This is a genomic window from Acidovorax sp. BoFeN1, from assembly GCF_003345135.1.
Taxonomy (GTDB): domain Bacteria; phylum Pseudomonadota; class Gammaproteobacteria; order Burkholderiales; family Burkholderiaceae_C; genus Acidovorax; species Acidovorax defluvii.
Genome location: NZ_QOZT01000015.1, coordinates 15,611 through 31,008 on the forward strand (window position 1 = coordinate 15,611; position 15,398 = coordinate 31,008).

Below are 15,398 nucleotides of genomic sequence, written 5' to 3' on the forward strand. Positions count from 1 at the left end.
CCGCGCTGCCCTGCCCGCTTGCCGGGCTTTTGCTAAAATACGGGCCAAAATGGCTGCTAGCGCACTATCCATAAGCGCTAGCAGCTATATTTTTAATAGCACTCAAGGAATTTCACCATGGCACTGACCACCACCGCATCCGGCCTGCAATACGAAGACACCGTCATCGGCGAAGGCGCCGAAGCCACCAAGGGCCAGAACGTCTCGGTGCACTACACCGGCTGGCTTTACAACAATGGCGAGCAAGGTGCCAAGTTCGACTCTAGCCGCGACCGCAACGACGCCTTCGCGTTCTCGCTGGGCGCGGGTATGGTCATCAAGGGCTGGGACGAAGGCGTGCAAGGCATGAAGATCGGTGGCCAGCGCACCCTGATCATCCCGGCCGCACTGGGCTATGGCGCACGCGGCGCCGGCGGTGTGATTCCCCCCAACGCCACGCTGAAGTTCGACGTGGAACTGCTGGGCGTGCGCTGAAACAGCGGCTCCCCTCTCCCTGCACCAAGGGATGACCTGCATAACTCCCTGCGGTCTGTGATAGCGCGGTCTCGGGCGGTCCACTGCGTTGCTTATCTTTCCAATAGTGGGGCTACTGGCTGCAAAAAGACGCCTTGCGGCCCATCCCGATCCGCACTACCACCGACGCGCGAGGGTTGTGCAGGTCATCCAAAGCGGCCCCTGTGGCCGCTTTTTTGATTGCGGGGTTGTGCAGGCTGGCCGGCACACCTGGCACACTCTGCGCGGTATTGGCTGTCGGCGAAACGGCTCCTGTTGCCCGATTGCGCAGGCTGGCAGTGCCTACATCTCGGAGCGCACCAGGGGCAGCGCTGGAGCCGGTCGGGTGATGCGGCTCACCACCACCGCCACGATCAGCCCTGCGGGCACGCCAAACACCCCCGCAGAAATGGGCTGGATGCCAAACCACAGGCCATCCGCCAGCAACCAGCCCGCCCAGGTGCGCAAGACGGGCACATGCGAAAGCATGTAATACACGGCAATGCCCAGCCCGGCGAGCATGCCGGCCACCGCCCCCTGGCGCGTGGTTCCGCGCCAGAAGATACCCAGCACCATCACCGGCACAAAGGCCGACGCAGCCAGAGAAAACGACGCAGACACGAGCGGCAGAATTTCGGCCGGCTTGAGTGCCGCTACAAACGCCGCCGCCAGCGCCACCGACAGCAAGGTGAACTTGGTCAGGATGACGCGCTGTTCGGGCGATGCCTCCCGGGGAGCCCCGCGGTAATAGAGGTCGCGCACCAGCGCGTTGCTGATGGTCAGCAGCAGCCCGTCGGCAGTGGACAATGCCGCCGCCAGCCCGCCCGCAGCCACCAGGCCCGACACCACATACGGCAGCCCCCCCAGCTCTGGCGTGGCCAGCATGATGAGGTCGGCACCCAGCCGGATTTCGCCAAACTGCACCAGGCCATCGCCGTTCACGTCTTCCACCGACAACAGCGATGCGTCCACCCGGGCCCACTGCGCCAGCCAGTTGGGCAGGGTTTCAAAACTGCTGCCCACCAGGTTCTGCATGACCTCGAACTTCACCAGCACGGCCAGCGCTGGCGCGCTAAGGTAAAGCAAGGCAATGAAAAACAGCGACCACGCCACCGACGTCCGCGCCGCAGCCACCGAGGGCGCCGTGTAGTAACGGGTCAGCAAATGTGGCAGGCCCGCAGTGCCCACCATCAGGCAGAACATGAGCGCCAGGAAGTTGCGCCGCGCCAGTTCATACTCCTTTCGCTCATGCGGCGAGCCGTTGGGGTCGCCTGCGAAGGCCTGGCTGTGCAGCGGCAGGCCTCCCAGGGGGCGGGCGCGCTCATAGTTCTCGCGCATCTCGCGCGTCCAGCGCTCGCGCGCCGATGCCGCATCGCGGGGCAGCGAGACCAGCTCACGGCTGGCCGAAACAATCAGGCCCACATCGGCATTCTGGTCACGCAGGGCACGAACGCGTTCGCGCGCCTTTTCGCGCTCGCGCTCCAGCGCGCCCTCCACGTCCTGCAGCCGCGCCTCGAAGTCCTGCGCCCGGCGCAAATAGGCCACCACCACCTGGTGCTCTGCCGGCGAGTCAAGCAGCCGCTCTTCCATATCGGCAATCTTGCCCAGCTGCGCGCCATACACCAGGGGCGCCATCGGATTGCCCAGCTGCTTGTAGGCCAGCCAAGACACCGGGATCAAAAAGGCCAGCAGCAGCACCACATATTGCGCCACCTGCGTCCAGGTGATGGCGCGCATGCCGCCCAGAAACGAGCACAGCAGCACACCGCCCAGCCCCAGCATGATGCCGATCTCGAACTGCACCCCCGTGAGGCGCGATGCAATCAGGCCCACGCCATAAATCTGGGCCACCACGTAGGTGAACGAGCACAGCACCGCCGCCAGCGCGGCAATGATGCGCGGCCAGCGCCCGCCAAAACGCACATGAAAAAAATCGGGCACCGTGTAAAGGCCCATGGCACGCAGATGCGGGGCGATCAGCAGGGCCACCAGGCAAAAGCCGCCGGTCCAGCCCAGCAGGTAGGCCAGCCCGCCCGCCTGGCCCGGCGTGCCAGAAAAACCCTGCAGATACAGCGCACCCGACAGGCTGATGAACGAGGCGGCGCTCATCCAGTCGGCCGCCGCCGCCATGCCGTTGTAGATGGGCGGAATGCGCCGCCCCGCCACGTAATACTCTTCGGGATCGGTGGTGCGGCCGTACACACCGATACCGGCGTAGACCATTACCGTGAGAAACAGGAAGATCGGGCCGATCCAGTGCCTCGAAAGCCCCCGCTGCTCTGCCCAGGCCATCAGGGCCAAAAATGCCACCACCCCCACCACATACAGGGCAAAGATGCGGTGCAGGCGCCAGAGGTAGGCCTTGTCTTCACCCCCCTGTTTAGCACCACCGGGATCAGCCATGGGGTCTGGCCGGTACCGGCGCGCGCTCTGCCATCTGCGCAGCCGCCTGTGCGGCGTCCTGGCGCTCAAAGCGGTTCATGGCCCAGCAGTAGGCCACGACGATGGCAATGAACATCAACACCGCGCCTTGGGCGGCGATCCAGTAACCCAGCGGCCAGCCCCCGGCCACCAGCAACTGCAGATCGCGGGCAAAGAATGTGGCCACAAATGAGACCAGCACCCACAGCAAGAGCAGCCCCCCCTTGAGCCACAGGTGGCGCACATCGTGCAGGTCTGGTGGGAAGGGCCCGGCCAGCTCGGGCTCGTGGGTTTTTTTCAGGGGCCGCATCCAGGGTGCTCGCTACCGTGGGTTGACAAAGTGCAGCCCCTGCTCGCTCAGCGTGCGAGTTGCTGCCAGGTGGCGATCACGCTGTCAGGGTTCAGCGAAATCGACGAAATGCCCTCTTTGGCCAGCCACTGCGCAAAGTCAGGGTGGTCTGACGGGCCCTGGCCGCAGATACCGATGTATTTGCCCTGCGCCAGGCAGGCCTTGATGGCCTGGTGGATCAGCGCCTCGACGGCCGGGTCGCGCTCGTCAAAGTCCTTTGCCAGCAACTCCAGGCCCGAGTCGCGGTCCAGGCCCAGGGTGAGCTGGGTCAGGTCGTTGGAACCGATGGAGAAACCGTCGAAGAACTCCAGGAAGCGATCGGCCAGGATGGCATTGCTGGGCACCTCGCACATCATGATGACCTTGAGGTCGTCCTTGCCGCGCTCAAGCCCGTGGGCAGCCAGCAACTTGGTCACGCGCTCGGCCTGGCCCAGTGTGCGCACAAACGGCACCATCACCTGCACGTTGGTCAGGCCCATGTCGTTGCGCACGCGCTTCAAAGCTTCGCATTCCATCGCAAAGGCTTCGCCGAACTCGGTGCTGATGTAGCGCGCCGCACCGCGAAAACCCAGCATCGGGTTTTCTTCCTCGGGCTCGTAACGGCTGCCGCCAATGAGCTTGCGGTATTCATTGCTCTTGAAGTCGGATAAGCGCACGATGACGGGCTTGGGCCAGAAGGCTGCCGCAATGGTGGCCACACCTTCGGCCACCTTGTCTACATAGAAAGCGCGCGGGCTGGCATGACCTCGTGCCACCGATTCCACGGCTTTTTTCAGGTCGTTGTCGATGTTCGGGTAGTCAAGAATGGCCTTGGGGTGCACGCCAATGTTGTTGTTGATGATGAACTCGAGCCGCGCCAGGCCCACGCCCTCGTTGGGCAACTGGCAAAAGTCAAACGCCAGTTGCGGGTTGCCCACGTTCATCATGATCTTGGTCTTGATGGCTGGCATCTCGCCGCGCTGCACTTCGGTGATCTCGGTTTCGAGCAGACCGTCATAGATGCGGCCGGTGTCGCCTTCCGAGCAGCTCACCGTGACCAACGTGCCGTCTTTCAGGCGCTCGGTAGCGTCACCGCAGCCCACCACCGCCGGAATGCCCAGCTCGCGGGCAATGATGGCGGCGTGGCAAGTGCGGCCACCGCGGTTGGTGACGATAGCGCTGGCGCGCTTCATCACGGGCTCCCAGTTGGGGTCGGTCATGTCGGTCACCAGCACATCGCCGGGCTGCACCTTGTCCATCTCGCTGATGTTGTGCACGATGCGCACGGGGCCGGTGCCGATCTTCTGGCCAATGGCACGGCCTTCGGCCAGCACGGCGCCATGGCCCTTGAGCTTGTAGCGCAGTTCGGCCTGGCCTTTGGCCTGGCTCTTCACCGTTTCAGGGCGGGCCTGCAAGATATAAAGCTGGCCGTCGGTGCCGTCCTTGCCCCATTCGATGTCCATGGGGCGGCCATAGTGCTGTTCAATCACCACGGCATAGTGCGCCAGCAGCTCCACGTCGGCATCGGTGAGCGAATAGCGGTTGCGCTGCTCGGTGGGCACGTCGATGGTCTTGATGAGCTTGCCGGTCTGGGCCTTTTCGTCGGGAGTGGCAAACACCATCTGGATCAGCTTGGACCCCAGATTGCGGCGGATCACCGACTTTTTGCCCGCCTTGAGCATGGGCTTGTGCACATAGAACTCGTCTGGGTTCACGGCGCCCTGCACCACGGTTTCACCCAGGCCGTAGCTGCTGGTGATGAACACCACGTCTTCAAAACCGCTTTCGGTGTCGATGGTGAACATCACACCGGCCGCGCCCAGGTCAGAGCGCACCATGCGCTGCACGCCGGCAGACAGGGCCACCACATCGTGCGCAAAACCCTTGTGCACGCGGTAGCTGATAGCGCGGTCGTTGTAGAGGCTGGCGAAAACCTCCTTCATCTTGTGCAGCACCTCGTCGATGCCATGCACGTTCAGGAAGGTTTCCTGCTGGCCAGCAAAGGATGCGTCGGGCAGGTCTTCGGCCGTGGCGGACGAGCGCACGGCAAACGAGGCAGCCGGGTTGCCTGCGCTCAATTTGGCGAATTCGTCGGCAATGGCCTTTTGCAGATCGGCCGGGAAAGGCTGGGCCTCGACCATGGCGCGGATCTCGGCGCCCACGGCAGCCAGGGCACGCACGTCTTCGGTGTCGAGCGCGGCCAGCTTGGCGCTGATGCGGTCGGCCAGGCCTTCAAAGGCTAAAAATTCGCGGAACGCATGGGCCGTGGTGGCAAAGCCCGTGGGCACGCGCACGCCGTGCGGCAGCTGCGAGATCATCTCGCCGAGGGAGGCGTTTTTTCCGCCTACCGCCTCGACGTCGGTCATTCTCAGGTTTTCAAACGGTACGACCAGGGCGGTCGAGCTGAAAAGTGCAGACATGGGAGAGCTCCAGAAGTTAAAACCGGGTCTGCGCGCCCGCCCGAAGGGAGCAAGGGGCGAGCGGCCATGCACGGGCTGCAGCTTTGTCGTTGTGGTTGTTGGCCGACCGGGTGCATGGTGAGAAATGGATAATTGTCACAATTGTAGGCCTGCCGCACTGGCGACAGGCTGACGTCCTGAAAGGCCCCTCTTCCATGCACTCGCGCACCGTATTCTTTGTGTCTGACGGCACCGGCATCACCGCCGAAACTTTCGGCAACGCCATCCTGGCCCAGTTCGAGTTGGTGCCGCGCCGCGTGCGCCTGCCGTTCGTGGACACCGTGGACAAGGCCCACCAGGCGGTGCGCCAGATCAACCACACCGCCGAACTGGAAGGCAAGAAACCGGTGGTGTTCACCACGCTGGTCAACATGGAGGTGCTCAAAGTCATCCAGGAGGGCTGCAAAGGCATGCTGCTGGACATGTTTGGCACCTTCGTGCACCCACTGGAGGAAGAGCTGGGAATCAAGTCGCACCACCGGGTGGGGCGCTTCTCGGATGTGAGCCGCAGCAAGGAATACACCGACCGCATCGAAGCCATCAATTTCAGCCTGGCGCACGACGATGGCCAAAGCCACCGCGACCTGGCGGGCGCCGACGTGATCCTGGTGGGCGTAAGCCGCAGCGGCAAAACTCCCACCAGTCTCTACCTGGCCATGCAGCATGGCCTGAAGGCCGCCAACTACCCGCTGATCCCCGAAGACTTTGACCGCCGTCAGCTGCCACCGGCGCTGATGGAGTTTCGCAAAAAGATCTTTGGCCTGACCATCAGCCCCGAGCGGCTGTCCGAGATTCGCAGCGAACGCCGACCCGAATCGCGCTATGCCAGCCTGCAAAACTGCCGCCACGAGGTGGCCGAAGCCGAGGCCATGATGCGCCGCGCTGGCATCCGCTGGCTGTCTACCACCACCAAATCCATCGAAGAAATCGCCACCACCATCCTGCAAGAGCTACAGCCGGACCGGCTGATCTACTGATGCGGCGGCGCCCGCAAGGGGCGCCCATTGACCGGGGCGACATGCGAAAAACTGCATGGTGCGCGTGTGCTGCGCCCACTATACAAATCCGGGAAAATTTAGAACAAATTCGGCCTTAGGCCTCGCCCATTAAGCGCTAGCAGCTATCAATTAAGGCGTTTTTTCAACCTGCGTGCCCGTTCATGCAGAGGCCAGTTCGATCCGGTTGCGTCCAGCGGCTTTGCCACGGTAAAGGGCGGCGTCGGCTTCTCGCATGGCGTCCTCCAAGACATGTGCACTGGCGAAGGGGTGTGAAACCCCAATCGTGATCGTGCAGTGCAGTGGATGGTCGGAGCCAGTGATCTTGATGGCTTGATTCTCGATGGCTGCGCGTAAGCGCTCAGCCAAGTGCATGACGCCCAGAATGTCGGTGTCCAGGCAGATGACAACAAACTCTTCACCACCAATACGGGCTGCCAGGTCGCCACCACGCACAGTGGCACCAAGTACCTCCGCCACCTGGCACAAGACGGCGTCTCCGACTTGGTGGCCATAGGTATCGTTGATGCGTTTGAAGTGGTCGACGTCAACCATCAGCAAGTGCGCAGGCACTGCCTTGCGGGAGGTGAAATACCGTTGCAGCGCTTCTGTGAGTCCGCGGCGGTTAAGCAACTGTGTCATGGGGTCACGCGCAGCCATGTCACGCAGGTCATCGGTCAAGCGGCGCAGTACCAGCCAAATGATCGATGGCGGCAACACCGTTGCCAGGGATGACATGTAGATGTAGAACACCAGCTGAAAATTGCTGTCCATGTGCAGTGCATTCAAACCGCCATCCACAAGCTTCATGAACTTGAGCGCGTTGAGTACGCAAATGCCGCTGATCAAGACGGCAAAAAATATCATCTCCCCATACAAATCCTTGGCAAATGTGCGCACGCCATAAACCACGGTGATGACCATGGCCAAGAAAAGCAGTGCAGACATGCCTGAGAGCATGGCGTAGCGGGCCACCGGGCCCAGGCTCCATTGCACCAGCACCTGCGCGGCGCTGTAGGTCACGGCGACTGCAAGCAGTGGACGCCACAAAGGGACGGAGTGCCCAAAAAACCGCATGGCCCCCAGCCAGTAAGCCACCGGGGAGGCGAGCGTGAAGGTGTGGTTGACAACGCTCACCAGGCTCCAGGCGGGGCCGCCTTCAGCCAATTGCAGCACATAGGCAGAACCCAAAAGAAGGTTGCCCATCGCAAAAAAGTCCATCCCCATCTTTTTGCCGTGTAGGCGTTTGCTAACGAGCCAAAACATCACCGAAAAGCACAGCAGGTGTGCGCACAGCATGCCGACGAGAATGTTTGCAACCATGTTGATGTGGGAAGGTGGGAGCAGACGGTCTGGGCAAAAACCTGCGCTACACCACTGCTTAGAGACGGGTCAAAAACGATGCGATTGCCGATCAGTGTAACTATCGGTAATAACGAAGGGCGGCGCGGGTTGAACGATCTGCATGCGGACTCCACGTCTGCTGACTGCGGCGTCGGCTGACCAACACAGCAAGGGTCGGTATTGACCAGAGGCTGTAAAAAGCTTGAACCGATCCACCCAAAAAGCACTGATCGGCTGCTCTTGGCCGAAACCTGGCCTTCCCTGCATACAAAACAAAATCGGCAGGGCTGTTTGCACAGCCCCGCCGCTTTTAATTTGATAGCTTCTAGCGCTTATCCCATAAGCGCTACAGCCATATTTGATCTAAAAACTCAAGCCGATACGCCGCTGCGGATCAGGTGGTCAAACGCGCTCAGCGCAGCCGTGGCGCCAGCGCCGGCGGCAATCACGATCTGCTTGTAGGGCACGGTGGTGCAGTCGCCGGCAGCAAACACGCCGGGCACGTTGGTGTGGCCCTTGGCGTCGATCTCGATCTCGCCAAACTTGCTCAAGTTGACCGTGCCCTTGAGCCAGTCGGTGTTGGGCACCAGGCCGATCTGCACAAACACGCCTTCCAGCGGCACCAGGTGTTCCTGGCCGGTAGCGCGGTCCTTGAACTTCAGGCCGTTCACCTTGCCGTCGGCGCCGGTGATTTCGGTGGTCTGCGCGTTGGTGTGGATGGTGACGTTGGGCAGGCTCTTGAGTTTATTCACCAGCACGGCGTCGGCCTTGAGCTGGTCGGCAAATTCCACCAGCGTGACGTGAGCCACCACACCGGCCAGGTCGATGGCGGCCTCGACACCCGAGTTGCCGCCGCCGATCACCGCTGTGCGCTTGCCCTTGAACAGCGGGCCGTCGCAGTGTGGGCAATAGGCCACGCCCTTGTTCTTGTACTCGGCTTCGCCGGGCACGTTGACATTGCGCCAGCGGGCGCCGGTGGAGAGGATCACGCTCTTGGACTTGAGCGAGCCGCCGTTGGCCAGCTTCACCTCGATCAGGCCACCGGGCTCGGTGGCGGGGATCAGGCGCTCGGCCAGTTGCAGGTTCATGATGTCCACGTTGTAGGCGCGGGTGTGGGCTTCGAGGGCGGCGGCAAACTTGGGGCCGTCAGTTTCGAGCACCGAGATGTAGTTTTCAATGCCCAGGGTGTCGTTCACCTGGCCGCCAAAGCGCTCGGCGGCCACGCCAGTGCGAATGCCTTTGCGGGCGGCGTACACGGCAGCGGCAGCGCCGGCGGGGCCACCACCGATGATCAGCACGTCAAAGGCTTCCTTGGCGCTGAGCTTGGCTGCCTCTTTGGCGGCGGCGCCGGTGTCGATCTTGGCAACGATTTCTTCGAGCAGCATGCGGCCCGAGCCGAACACTTGGCCGTTCAGGAACACCATGGGCACGGCCATGACTTCGCGGCGGTTCACTTCTTCCTGGAAGGCGCCGCCTTCAATCACCGTGGTCTTGATGCGCGGGTTGCGGATGGCCATGAGGCTCAGCGCCTGCACCACGTCGGGGCAGTTGTGGCAGCTCAGGCTCATGTAGACCTCGAAGTTGAAGTCGCCTTCGAGCGCGTCGATCTGGTCGAGCACCTCCTGCTCGGCCTTGGGTGGGTGGCCGCCCGTCCACAGCAGCGCCAGCACGAGGGACGTGAATTCATGGCCCAGCGGCAGGCCGGCAAAGCGCAGCTGGCTGGTGCTGCCCACGCGCTGCAGCGAGAACGAAGGCTTGCGCGCGTCGTTGCCGTCAGTGCGCAGGGTGATCTTGTCGCTGCGCAGCGACTGGATGGTTTGCAGCAGCTCCAGCATTTCGCGGGAGGTGTCGCTGTCGTTCAGGGATGCCACCAGCTCGAACGGCTGCTGCACGCGCTCCAGGTATGCAGAGAGTTGGGTCTTGAGTTGGTCGTCGAGCATGGTGGTGTCCTTATAGATTCGAGTTGTGGGGGAAATGTGTTCGGGCCGCTTTTGGCGCCCTTTGCACGAAATACCGGGCGTAAAAAAGCCGGACGGCATGGCGCGGGCGCCACGGCGTGGTCCGGCTTGGGAGCGCCGGGGCGCTCCGCCGTCAAATGGTTGGGTGGCTTAGATCTTGCCGACCAGGTCCAGCGATGGAGCCAGGGTCTTGGCGCCTTCATTCCACTTGGCGGGGCACACTTCGCCAGGATGCGCTGCGGTGTACTGGGCTGCCTTGAGCTTGCGCAGGGTTTCCTTCACATCGCGGGCGATTTCGTTGGAATGCACTTCCATGGTCTTGATGATGCCATCGGGGTTGATGATGAAGGTGCCGCGCAGTGCCAGGCCTTCTTCTTCGATGTGCACGTCAAAGGCGCGGGTCAGCTGGTGCGTGGGGTCGCCCACCAGAGGGAACTTGGCCTTGCCCACGGCGGGGGAGGTTTCGTGCCACACCTTGTGCGAGAAATGCGTGTCGGTGGTAACGATGTACACCTCGGTGCCGGCCTTCTGGAACTCGGGGTAGTTGTCAGCAGCGTCTTCGACTTCGGTGGGGCAGTTGAAGGTGAAGGCAGCGGGCATGAAGATCACGACCGACCACTTGCCCTTGAGGCTTTCTTCGGTGACGGTGATGAACTTGCCGTTGTGGAAAGCTTCGGTCTTGAAGGGCTGAACTTGCGTGTTGATCAGGGACATTGCTGTTTCCTTAGTGGTTGGTTGACTGAACAGGACTGAAGTTTAGGTTTTTTCGACCAATGAATCCAATGAATTGAATTCATTGAATCAATTGAGTATTGCTATTTTGTGACAAATCTGTCCGCCTGTCTGCCTGTGCAAGCGCAGGCCGCCAACGGCAGCGCGCCCCGCGCAAGGGCTTGGGTTGCGCAGTGGGTGTGGCGTCGCGACAATGGGGGCCGAACCAACACACAAGGAATCCACCATGAAGGGTGACGCACAAGTCATTGGCCATCTGCAGGCCCAGCTCAAGAACGAGCTCACGGCCATCAACCAGTATTTTTTGCACTACCGCATGCTCAAGCACTGGGGCTTCGACAAGCTGGCCAAGAAGGAATACTCCGAATCCATCGGCGAGATGAAGCACGCCGACTGGCTGATGGACCGCATCTTCATGCTCGACGGCCTGCCCAACCTGCAGGACCTGGCCAAGATCCAGGTGGGCGAAGACGTGCCCGAAATTCTGGCCTGTGACCTGAGTGCCGAGCAAGGTGCCCAGGCCACCATCAAGGACGGCATTGCCCATTGCGAAACCGTGCGCGACTATGTCTCGCGCGACCTGCTGCAAAAGATCCTGGATGACACCGAGGAGCACATCGACTTCCTTGAAACCCAGATCGACCTGATCGCCAAGGTAGGCCTGCCCAACTATCTGCAATCGCAGATGGGCGAATTGGAGTAACGCGGCACGGGCATTTTGCCCAGGCAACCCAACGGTGCGCCCCTGCGCACCTTTTTTTAGTCTTTTGAGGCTCTAGCCCTTATCCATAAAGCGCATGTAGCTATTAATTAGATAGCGTTTTGAGTACACACCGCTGGCAGCAAGATCGACGCGGCCGGTCGGTTGTTGCAAACCTGCGCGGCTTGCGCCAGCGCGCCGGCCAATCAGCCGCGCTCGCGCAGCGCCCGCTCAATGCGGTTGCGCGCCACGGTGGTCTTGGGCACTTTGAAGGGGAACCAGCTGCGCACGTCCTCTTCGAGCCCGATGCCGTGCATGTAGTTGTAGATGGCTTTCTTGAGCGCGCCGCCCAGTGCATCGTGGTCCACGCCCGTGGGGTCGTGAAAGCCGATGTCGTTCTTGGCAAAGCTCACGGGCGGCAGGGGCTGCAGGGTGACGCCAAATTCTTCGGGGTGCTGTCCCACGGGTGAGTGCACGGTGCAGGCAAAGCGATGAAAAAACCCGCTTTGAATGCAGCCGTTGGCAAACAGCTGGCGCACGTATTCGAGCGCGTCCACGGTGTCTTGCACGGTCTGCGTGGGAAAGCCGTACATCAGGTAGGCGTGCACCAGAATGCCCGCCTCGGTGAAGGCCCGCGTCACGCGCGCCACCTGGTCCACGGAAACGCCCTTTTTCATCAGGCTGAGCAGCCGGTCCGAAGCGACCTCCAGCCCGCCCGATATGGCGATGCAGCCGCTGTCGGCCAGCAGGTTGCACAGCTCGGGGTTGAAGGTTTTCTCAAAGCGGATGTTGCCCCACCACGAGATGCCAGCATTGCGCGCGATCAGCTCGGTGGCCAGCGCCTTCAGGGCCTTGGGCGGCGCAGCTTCGTCGACAAAATGAAACCCGGTCTGCCCGGTCTCGCGCACGATGGTGTCGATGCGGTCGGCCAGCACGGTGGCCGATGCGCCCTCGTAGCGGCCGATGTAGTCCAGGCTCACGTCGCAAAAAGTGCACTTCTTCCAGTAGCAGCCGTGCGCCACCGTGAGCTTGTTCCAGCGCCCGTCGCTCCACAGCCGGTGCATGGGGTTGAGCATGTCGAGCAGCGAGAGATAGCGGTCAAGCGGCAAGCCATCCCAGGTGGGCGTGCCCACTTCGGCAAAGGCGATGTCGGCTTCCATCATGTTCACGTACTGCACGGCGCCAGGCTTTTCGCCATCTGCATCGCGCACAAAGGTGCGCACCAGCCGCTGGCGGCCGCGCTGGCCCTGCAGGTGCTCCAGCAGCGCCAGCAAAGGGCGCTCACCCGCGTCCAGCGTCACGTAATCAAAGTAGTCAAACACGCGCGGCTCGGTCAGCTCGCGCAGTTCGGTGTTGACAAAACCACCGCCCAGCACCGTCACGATGTGCGGGTGCTGCGCCTTGATGGTCTGCGCAATGCGAAAGGCCGCATAGGCCGACCCAGGAAACGGCACCGACAGCAGCACCACGGTGGGCGCATGGCGCTCGATGGCAGCCAGGGTCAAATCGCGCAGCGTTTCGTCCACCAGGTTGGGCGCCGCCGCCAGCGCCTGGGCCAGCGGCTCAAAGGTGGGCTGGCTACCTGCCAGCGACTCGGCGTAGCGCACAAACTCAAAGCGCGGGTCCACCGCATCGCGCAGCACATCGGCCAGGTCGTTCAGGTACAGCGTGGCCAGGTGCTTGGCCCGGTCGTGCAGGCCCAGGGCGCCAAAGGCCCAGCCCAGCGGGTCGCCGCCCTCGTCGTCCACATACACATCCAGCGACTCAAAGCGCGGCCCCTCGGGCAAGAAATTGCGGCCCACGATGCGGTGGGCCAGCGTGGAGTCGCGCCCCTGTAAAAAGGCAATGGCGGGCGCGATAGTGGCCAGGTAGCGACCCTGCTGCGCCGCAAAGCTTTGCACCGCAGGGCTGTGCTTTTGGGGGGGCATCGCCTCGACCTGGGCAGCCACCGCGCGCAGGCCTTGCGGCGACAGCAGCTGCAGCACCAGCGCCAGCGCCAGGTCTTCCTGCACTGCAGCCACCCCGCGCGAGCGCAGAAACCCCGTGAGGTACGCGGTGGACGGGTAAGGGGTGTTGAGCTGCGTCATCGGCGGGATGACGGACAGGACGCGAAGTGGAGGCTGGGCGGACATGAAGAATTGAACCGGGTGACCGCCAGTGCAGGACGGGTGCGAAGGCGGGTGCTGATTATCGGCGCCCGCACCCAATGCCGCATCCCGGCCCCGCAATCGCCTTATGCTTGCGGCCATGAATGCCCACGAGCCAAGCCTTCCAAAATCCGCCCCCGAGACACCTTCCAACCCGGGCGCTGTGCCGGCGAACGCGCCCATAGACGCACCCATCGATGCGCCAGCAGACGCCCGCCTCAAGCAGGCGCACAACCCGCTGCACGGTGTGACGCTGGAGGCCATGGTGGTGGGGCTGGCCGACTATTTCGGCTGGCAGGAGCTGGGCGAGCGCATTCCGGTGCGCTGCTTTCAAAGCGACCCCAGCGTGTCGTCAAGCCTGAAGTTTTTACGCAAGACGCCGTGGGCGCGTGAAAAGGTCGAGAGCCTTTATCTTTTCATGCTGCGCGACCAGCGGCGCAACGCGCGGGACGGGGGCTAGCCACTCACCGCAACACACGGCCAGGGCCAGCGCCAGGCACTGGCTTCAAACCCGTGCAAGGGCCTGCGCCACATCGGCCAGCAGATCGTCGCCGTCTTCGATGCCCACGCTCATGCGCACCAGGGCATCAGACACGCCGTTGTCCAGGCGCACCGGCTCGGGCATGCTGTGGTGGGTGGTGGATGCGGGATGGCATGCCAGCGAATCCACATCGCCCACCGAAACCGCCTGCGTCACGATGCGCAGGCCGTCCAGAAACTGCCGCGCTGCGGCGCGCCCGCCCCGCAGGTCCAGCGACAGGATGGCGCCAAAGCGCCGCATCTGCTGCGCGGCCACACCGTGGCCCGGATGCGTGGCCAAGCCGGGGTAGTACACACGGGCCACTGCAGGCTGGGCCTGCAGCCACCGGGCCAGTGCCTCGGCATTGGTACAGGCGGCCTCCACACGCAATGGCAGCGTCTTGAGCCCGCGCAGCAGCATGACAGCTTCGTGCGGACTCAGGCACCCGCCCAACTGCCCCATGCCAGCCGCCCTGATGGGCCCCAGCAGTTCGGCGCGGCCCACGGCGACGCCCCCCGTGGCGTCGCCATGCCCGCTGATGAACTTGGTGGCTGAATGCACCACCACATCCACCCCCAGTGTCAGCGGACGCGTGAGGAAGGGGGTGGAAAACGTGTTGTCGGCCATGCTGATGGCCCCCGCCTGGCGCGCAATTTGCGCCACCTGCGCCAGGTCCATCACCTCCAGCGTGGGGTTGCTGGGGGTTTCCACGTAAACAATGCGGGTGCCGGCATTGAGCCCGGCCCGCAAGGCATCCACAGTGCGAAAGTGCCGCACCGTGACACCCAGGCGCGGCAACAAGGACCGCATCACCCCGTCGGTGCCGCCGTACAGGGTGCCCACGCAGGCAACCACATCACCCGCCTTGAGCAAACCCAGCAGGCTTGTGCTGATGGCCGCCATGCCGCTGGCAAACCCCACTGCGGCCTCGCCACACTCCAGTGCAGCCATCTTGCGCTCGAAGGATGCCACTGTGGGGTTGGCAAACCGGCTGTAAACATAGCCTGGTGCTTCGCCATTGAAGCGCCGCTCGCCCGCCTCGAAATCGTCGTAGGCAAACGCCGACGTGGCCACGATGGGGGGCGCTATGGCGCCGGTGCTGGTGTCGGGCGACTGCCCGGCATGAACGGCCAGGGTGCGAAATCCCCAAGGTTTGCATGGCGCTTCATGGGGTGGGATGTGGGTGCTCATCAGGAAAAACTCCGTCGGTGAAGGCGACAGTGTGCCCTGCGCGCCAACCCCACCATGCAGCGCACACGCACAGCCGTGGGGGCAGCGCGTGCCGACCGGCGGGCGCCCCTC

12 protein-coding genes are annotated in these 15,398 nt (G+C 62.9%); 4 read left to right on the forward strand and 8 right to left on the reverse strand.

Annotation, left to right across the window (positions count from 1 at the left end):
• Window positions 1–117: 117 nt before the first annotated feature.
• Window positions 118–474, forward strand: a complete 357-nt coding sequence (locus DTW89_RS05865; RefSeq protein WP_024814562.1) for an FKBP-type peptidyl-prolyl cis-trans isomerase — start codon at window positions 118–120, stop codon at window positions 472–474.
• 321 nt (window positions 475–795) lie between these two features.
• Here DTW89_RS05865 and DTW89_RS05870 read toward each other — a convergent pair whose 3' ends face one another.
• From DTW89_RS05870 to ppsA, 3 genes are read right to left on the reverse strand one after another with little or no spacing between them, the layout of a single operon-like run.
• Window positions 796–2,895: a VC_2705 family sodium/solute symporter gene (locus tag DTW89_RS05870; RefSeq protein WP_114655257.1), complete on the reverse strand. Its 2,100-nt coding sequence runs from the start codon at window positions 2,893–2,895 to the stop codon at window positions 796–798.
• A complete protein-coding gene (locus DTW89_RS05875; protein WP_024814560.1) occupies window positions 2,888–3,223 on the reverse strand; it encodes a DUF4212 domain-containing protein in 336 nt (111 codons plus the stop codon). Before DTW89_RS05875 ends, DTW89_RS05870 begins: the two co-directional genes overlap by 8 nt.
• Before the next feature lie 47 nt (window positions 3,224–3,270).
• A complete protein-coding gene (gene ppsA, locus DTW89_RS05880; protein ID WP_114655258.1) occupies window positions 3,271–5,661 on the reverse strand; it encodes a phosphoenolpyruvate synthase in 2,391 nt (796 codons plus the stop codon).
• 194 nt (window positions 5,662–5,855) lie between these two features.
• Here ppsA and ppsR point away from each other — a divergent pair, with 194 nt between their 5' ends.
• Complete coding sequence (gene ppsR / locus DTW89_RS05885; protein ID WP_024814558.1) at window positions 5,856–6,677, forward strand: posphoenolpyruvate synthetase regulatory kinase/phosphorylase PpsR; 822 nt, start codon at window positions 5,856–5,858, stop codon at window positions 6,675–6,677.
• Window positions 6,678–6,857: 180 nt separating this feature from the next.
• Here the strand turns inward: ppsR and DTW89_RS05890 are convergent, their stop codons facing one another.
• From DTW89_RS05890 to ahpC, 3 genes are all read right to left on the reverse strand, one after another.
• Entirely contained in the window at window positions 6,858–8,018 is a 1,161-nt protein-coding gene (locus DTW89_RS05890; RefSeq protein WP_114655259.1) for a GGDEF domain-containing protein, read from the reverse strand.
• A gap of 392 nt (window positions 8,019–8,410) precedes the next feature.
• The gene (ahpF, locus tag DTW89_RS05895) at window positions 8,411–9,979 is read right to left on the reverse strand and encodes an alkyl hydroperoxide reductase subunit F (RefSeq protein WP_114655260.1); all 1,569 of its coding nucleotides are present in this window, start codon (window positions 9,977–9,979) and stop codon (window positions 8,411–8,413) included.
• A 168-nt stretch (window positions 9,980–10,147) separates the two neighbouring features.
• The gene (ahpC, locus tag DTW89_RS05900; RefSeq protein ID WP_024814555.1) at window positions 10,148–10,711 is read right to left on the reverse strand and encodes an alkyl hydroperoxide reductase subunit C; all 564 of its coding nucleotides are present in this window, start codon (window positions 10,709–10,711) and stop codon (window positions 10,148–10,150) included.
• Window positions 10,712–10,955: 244 nt separating this feature from the next.
• Here ahpC and bfr point away from each other — a divergent pair, with 244 nt between their 5' ends.
• On the forward strand, window positions 10,956–11,432 hold the full coding sequence (gene bfr / locus DTW89_RS05905; protein WP_114655282.1) for a bacterioferritin: 477 nt from the start codon (window positions 10,956–10,958) through the stop codon (window positions 11,430–11,432).
• A gap of 203 nt (window positions 11,433–11,635) precedes the next feature.
• On the opposite strand, the gene DTW89_RS05910 is transcribed toward bfr, so the two are convergent.
• Window positions 11,636–13,561 (reverse strand): B12-binding domain-containing radical SAM protein, encoded by a 1,926-nt coding sequence (locus DTW89_RS05910; RefSeq protein WP_236637049.1) that lies wholly within the window; start codon window positions 13,559–13,561, stop codon window positions 11,636–11,638.
• A 115-nt stretch (window positions 13,562–13,676) separates the two neighbouring features.
• Between DTW89_RS05910 and DTW89_RS05915 the strand changes: the two genes are divergently transcribed.
• Window positions 13,677–14,036, forward strand: a complete 360-nt coding sequence (locus tag DTW89_RS05915; RefSeq protein ID WP_236637050.1) for a VF530 family DNA-binding protein — start codon at window positions 13,677–13,679, stop codon at window positions 14,034–14,036.
• A gap of 45 nt (window positions 14,037–14,081) precedes the next feature.
• Here the strand turns inward: DTW89_RS05915 and DTW89_RS05920 are convergent, their stop codons facing one another.
• Entirely contained in the window at window positions 14,082–15,287 is a 1,206-nt protein-coding gene (locus DTW89_RS05920; protein ID WP_114655262.1) for a trans-sulfuration enzyme family protein, read from the reverse strand.
• Between the last annotated feature and the right edge of the window lie 111 nt (window positions 15,288–15,398).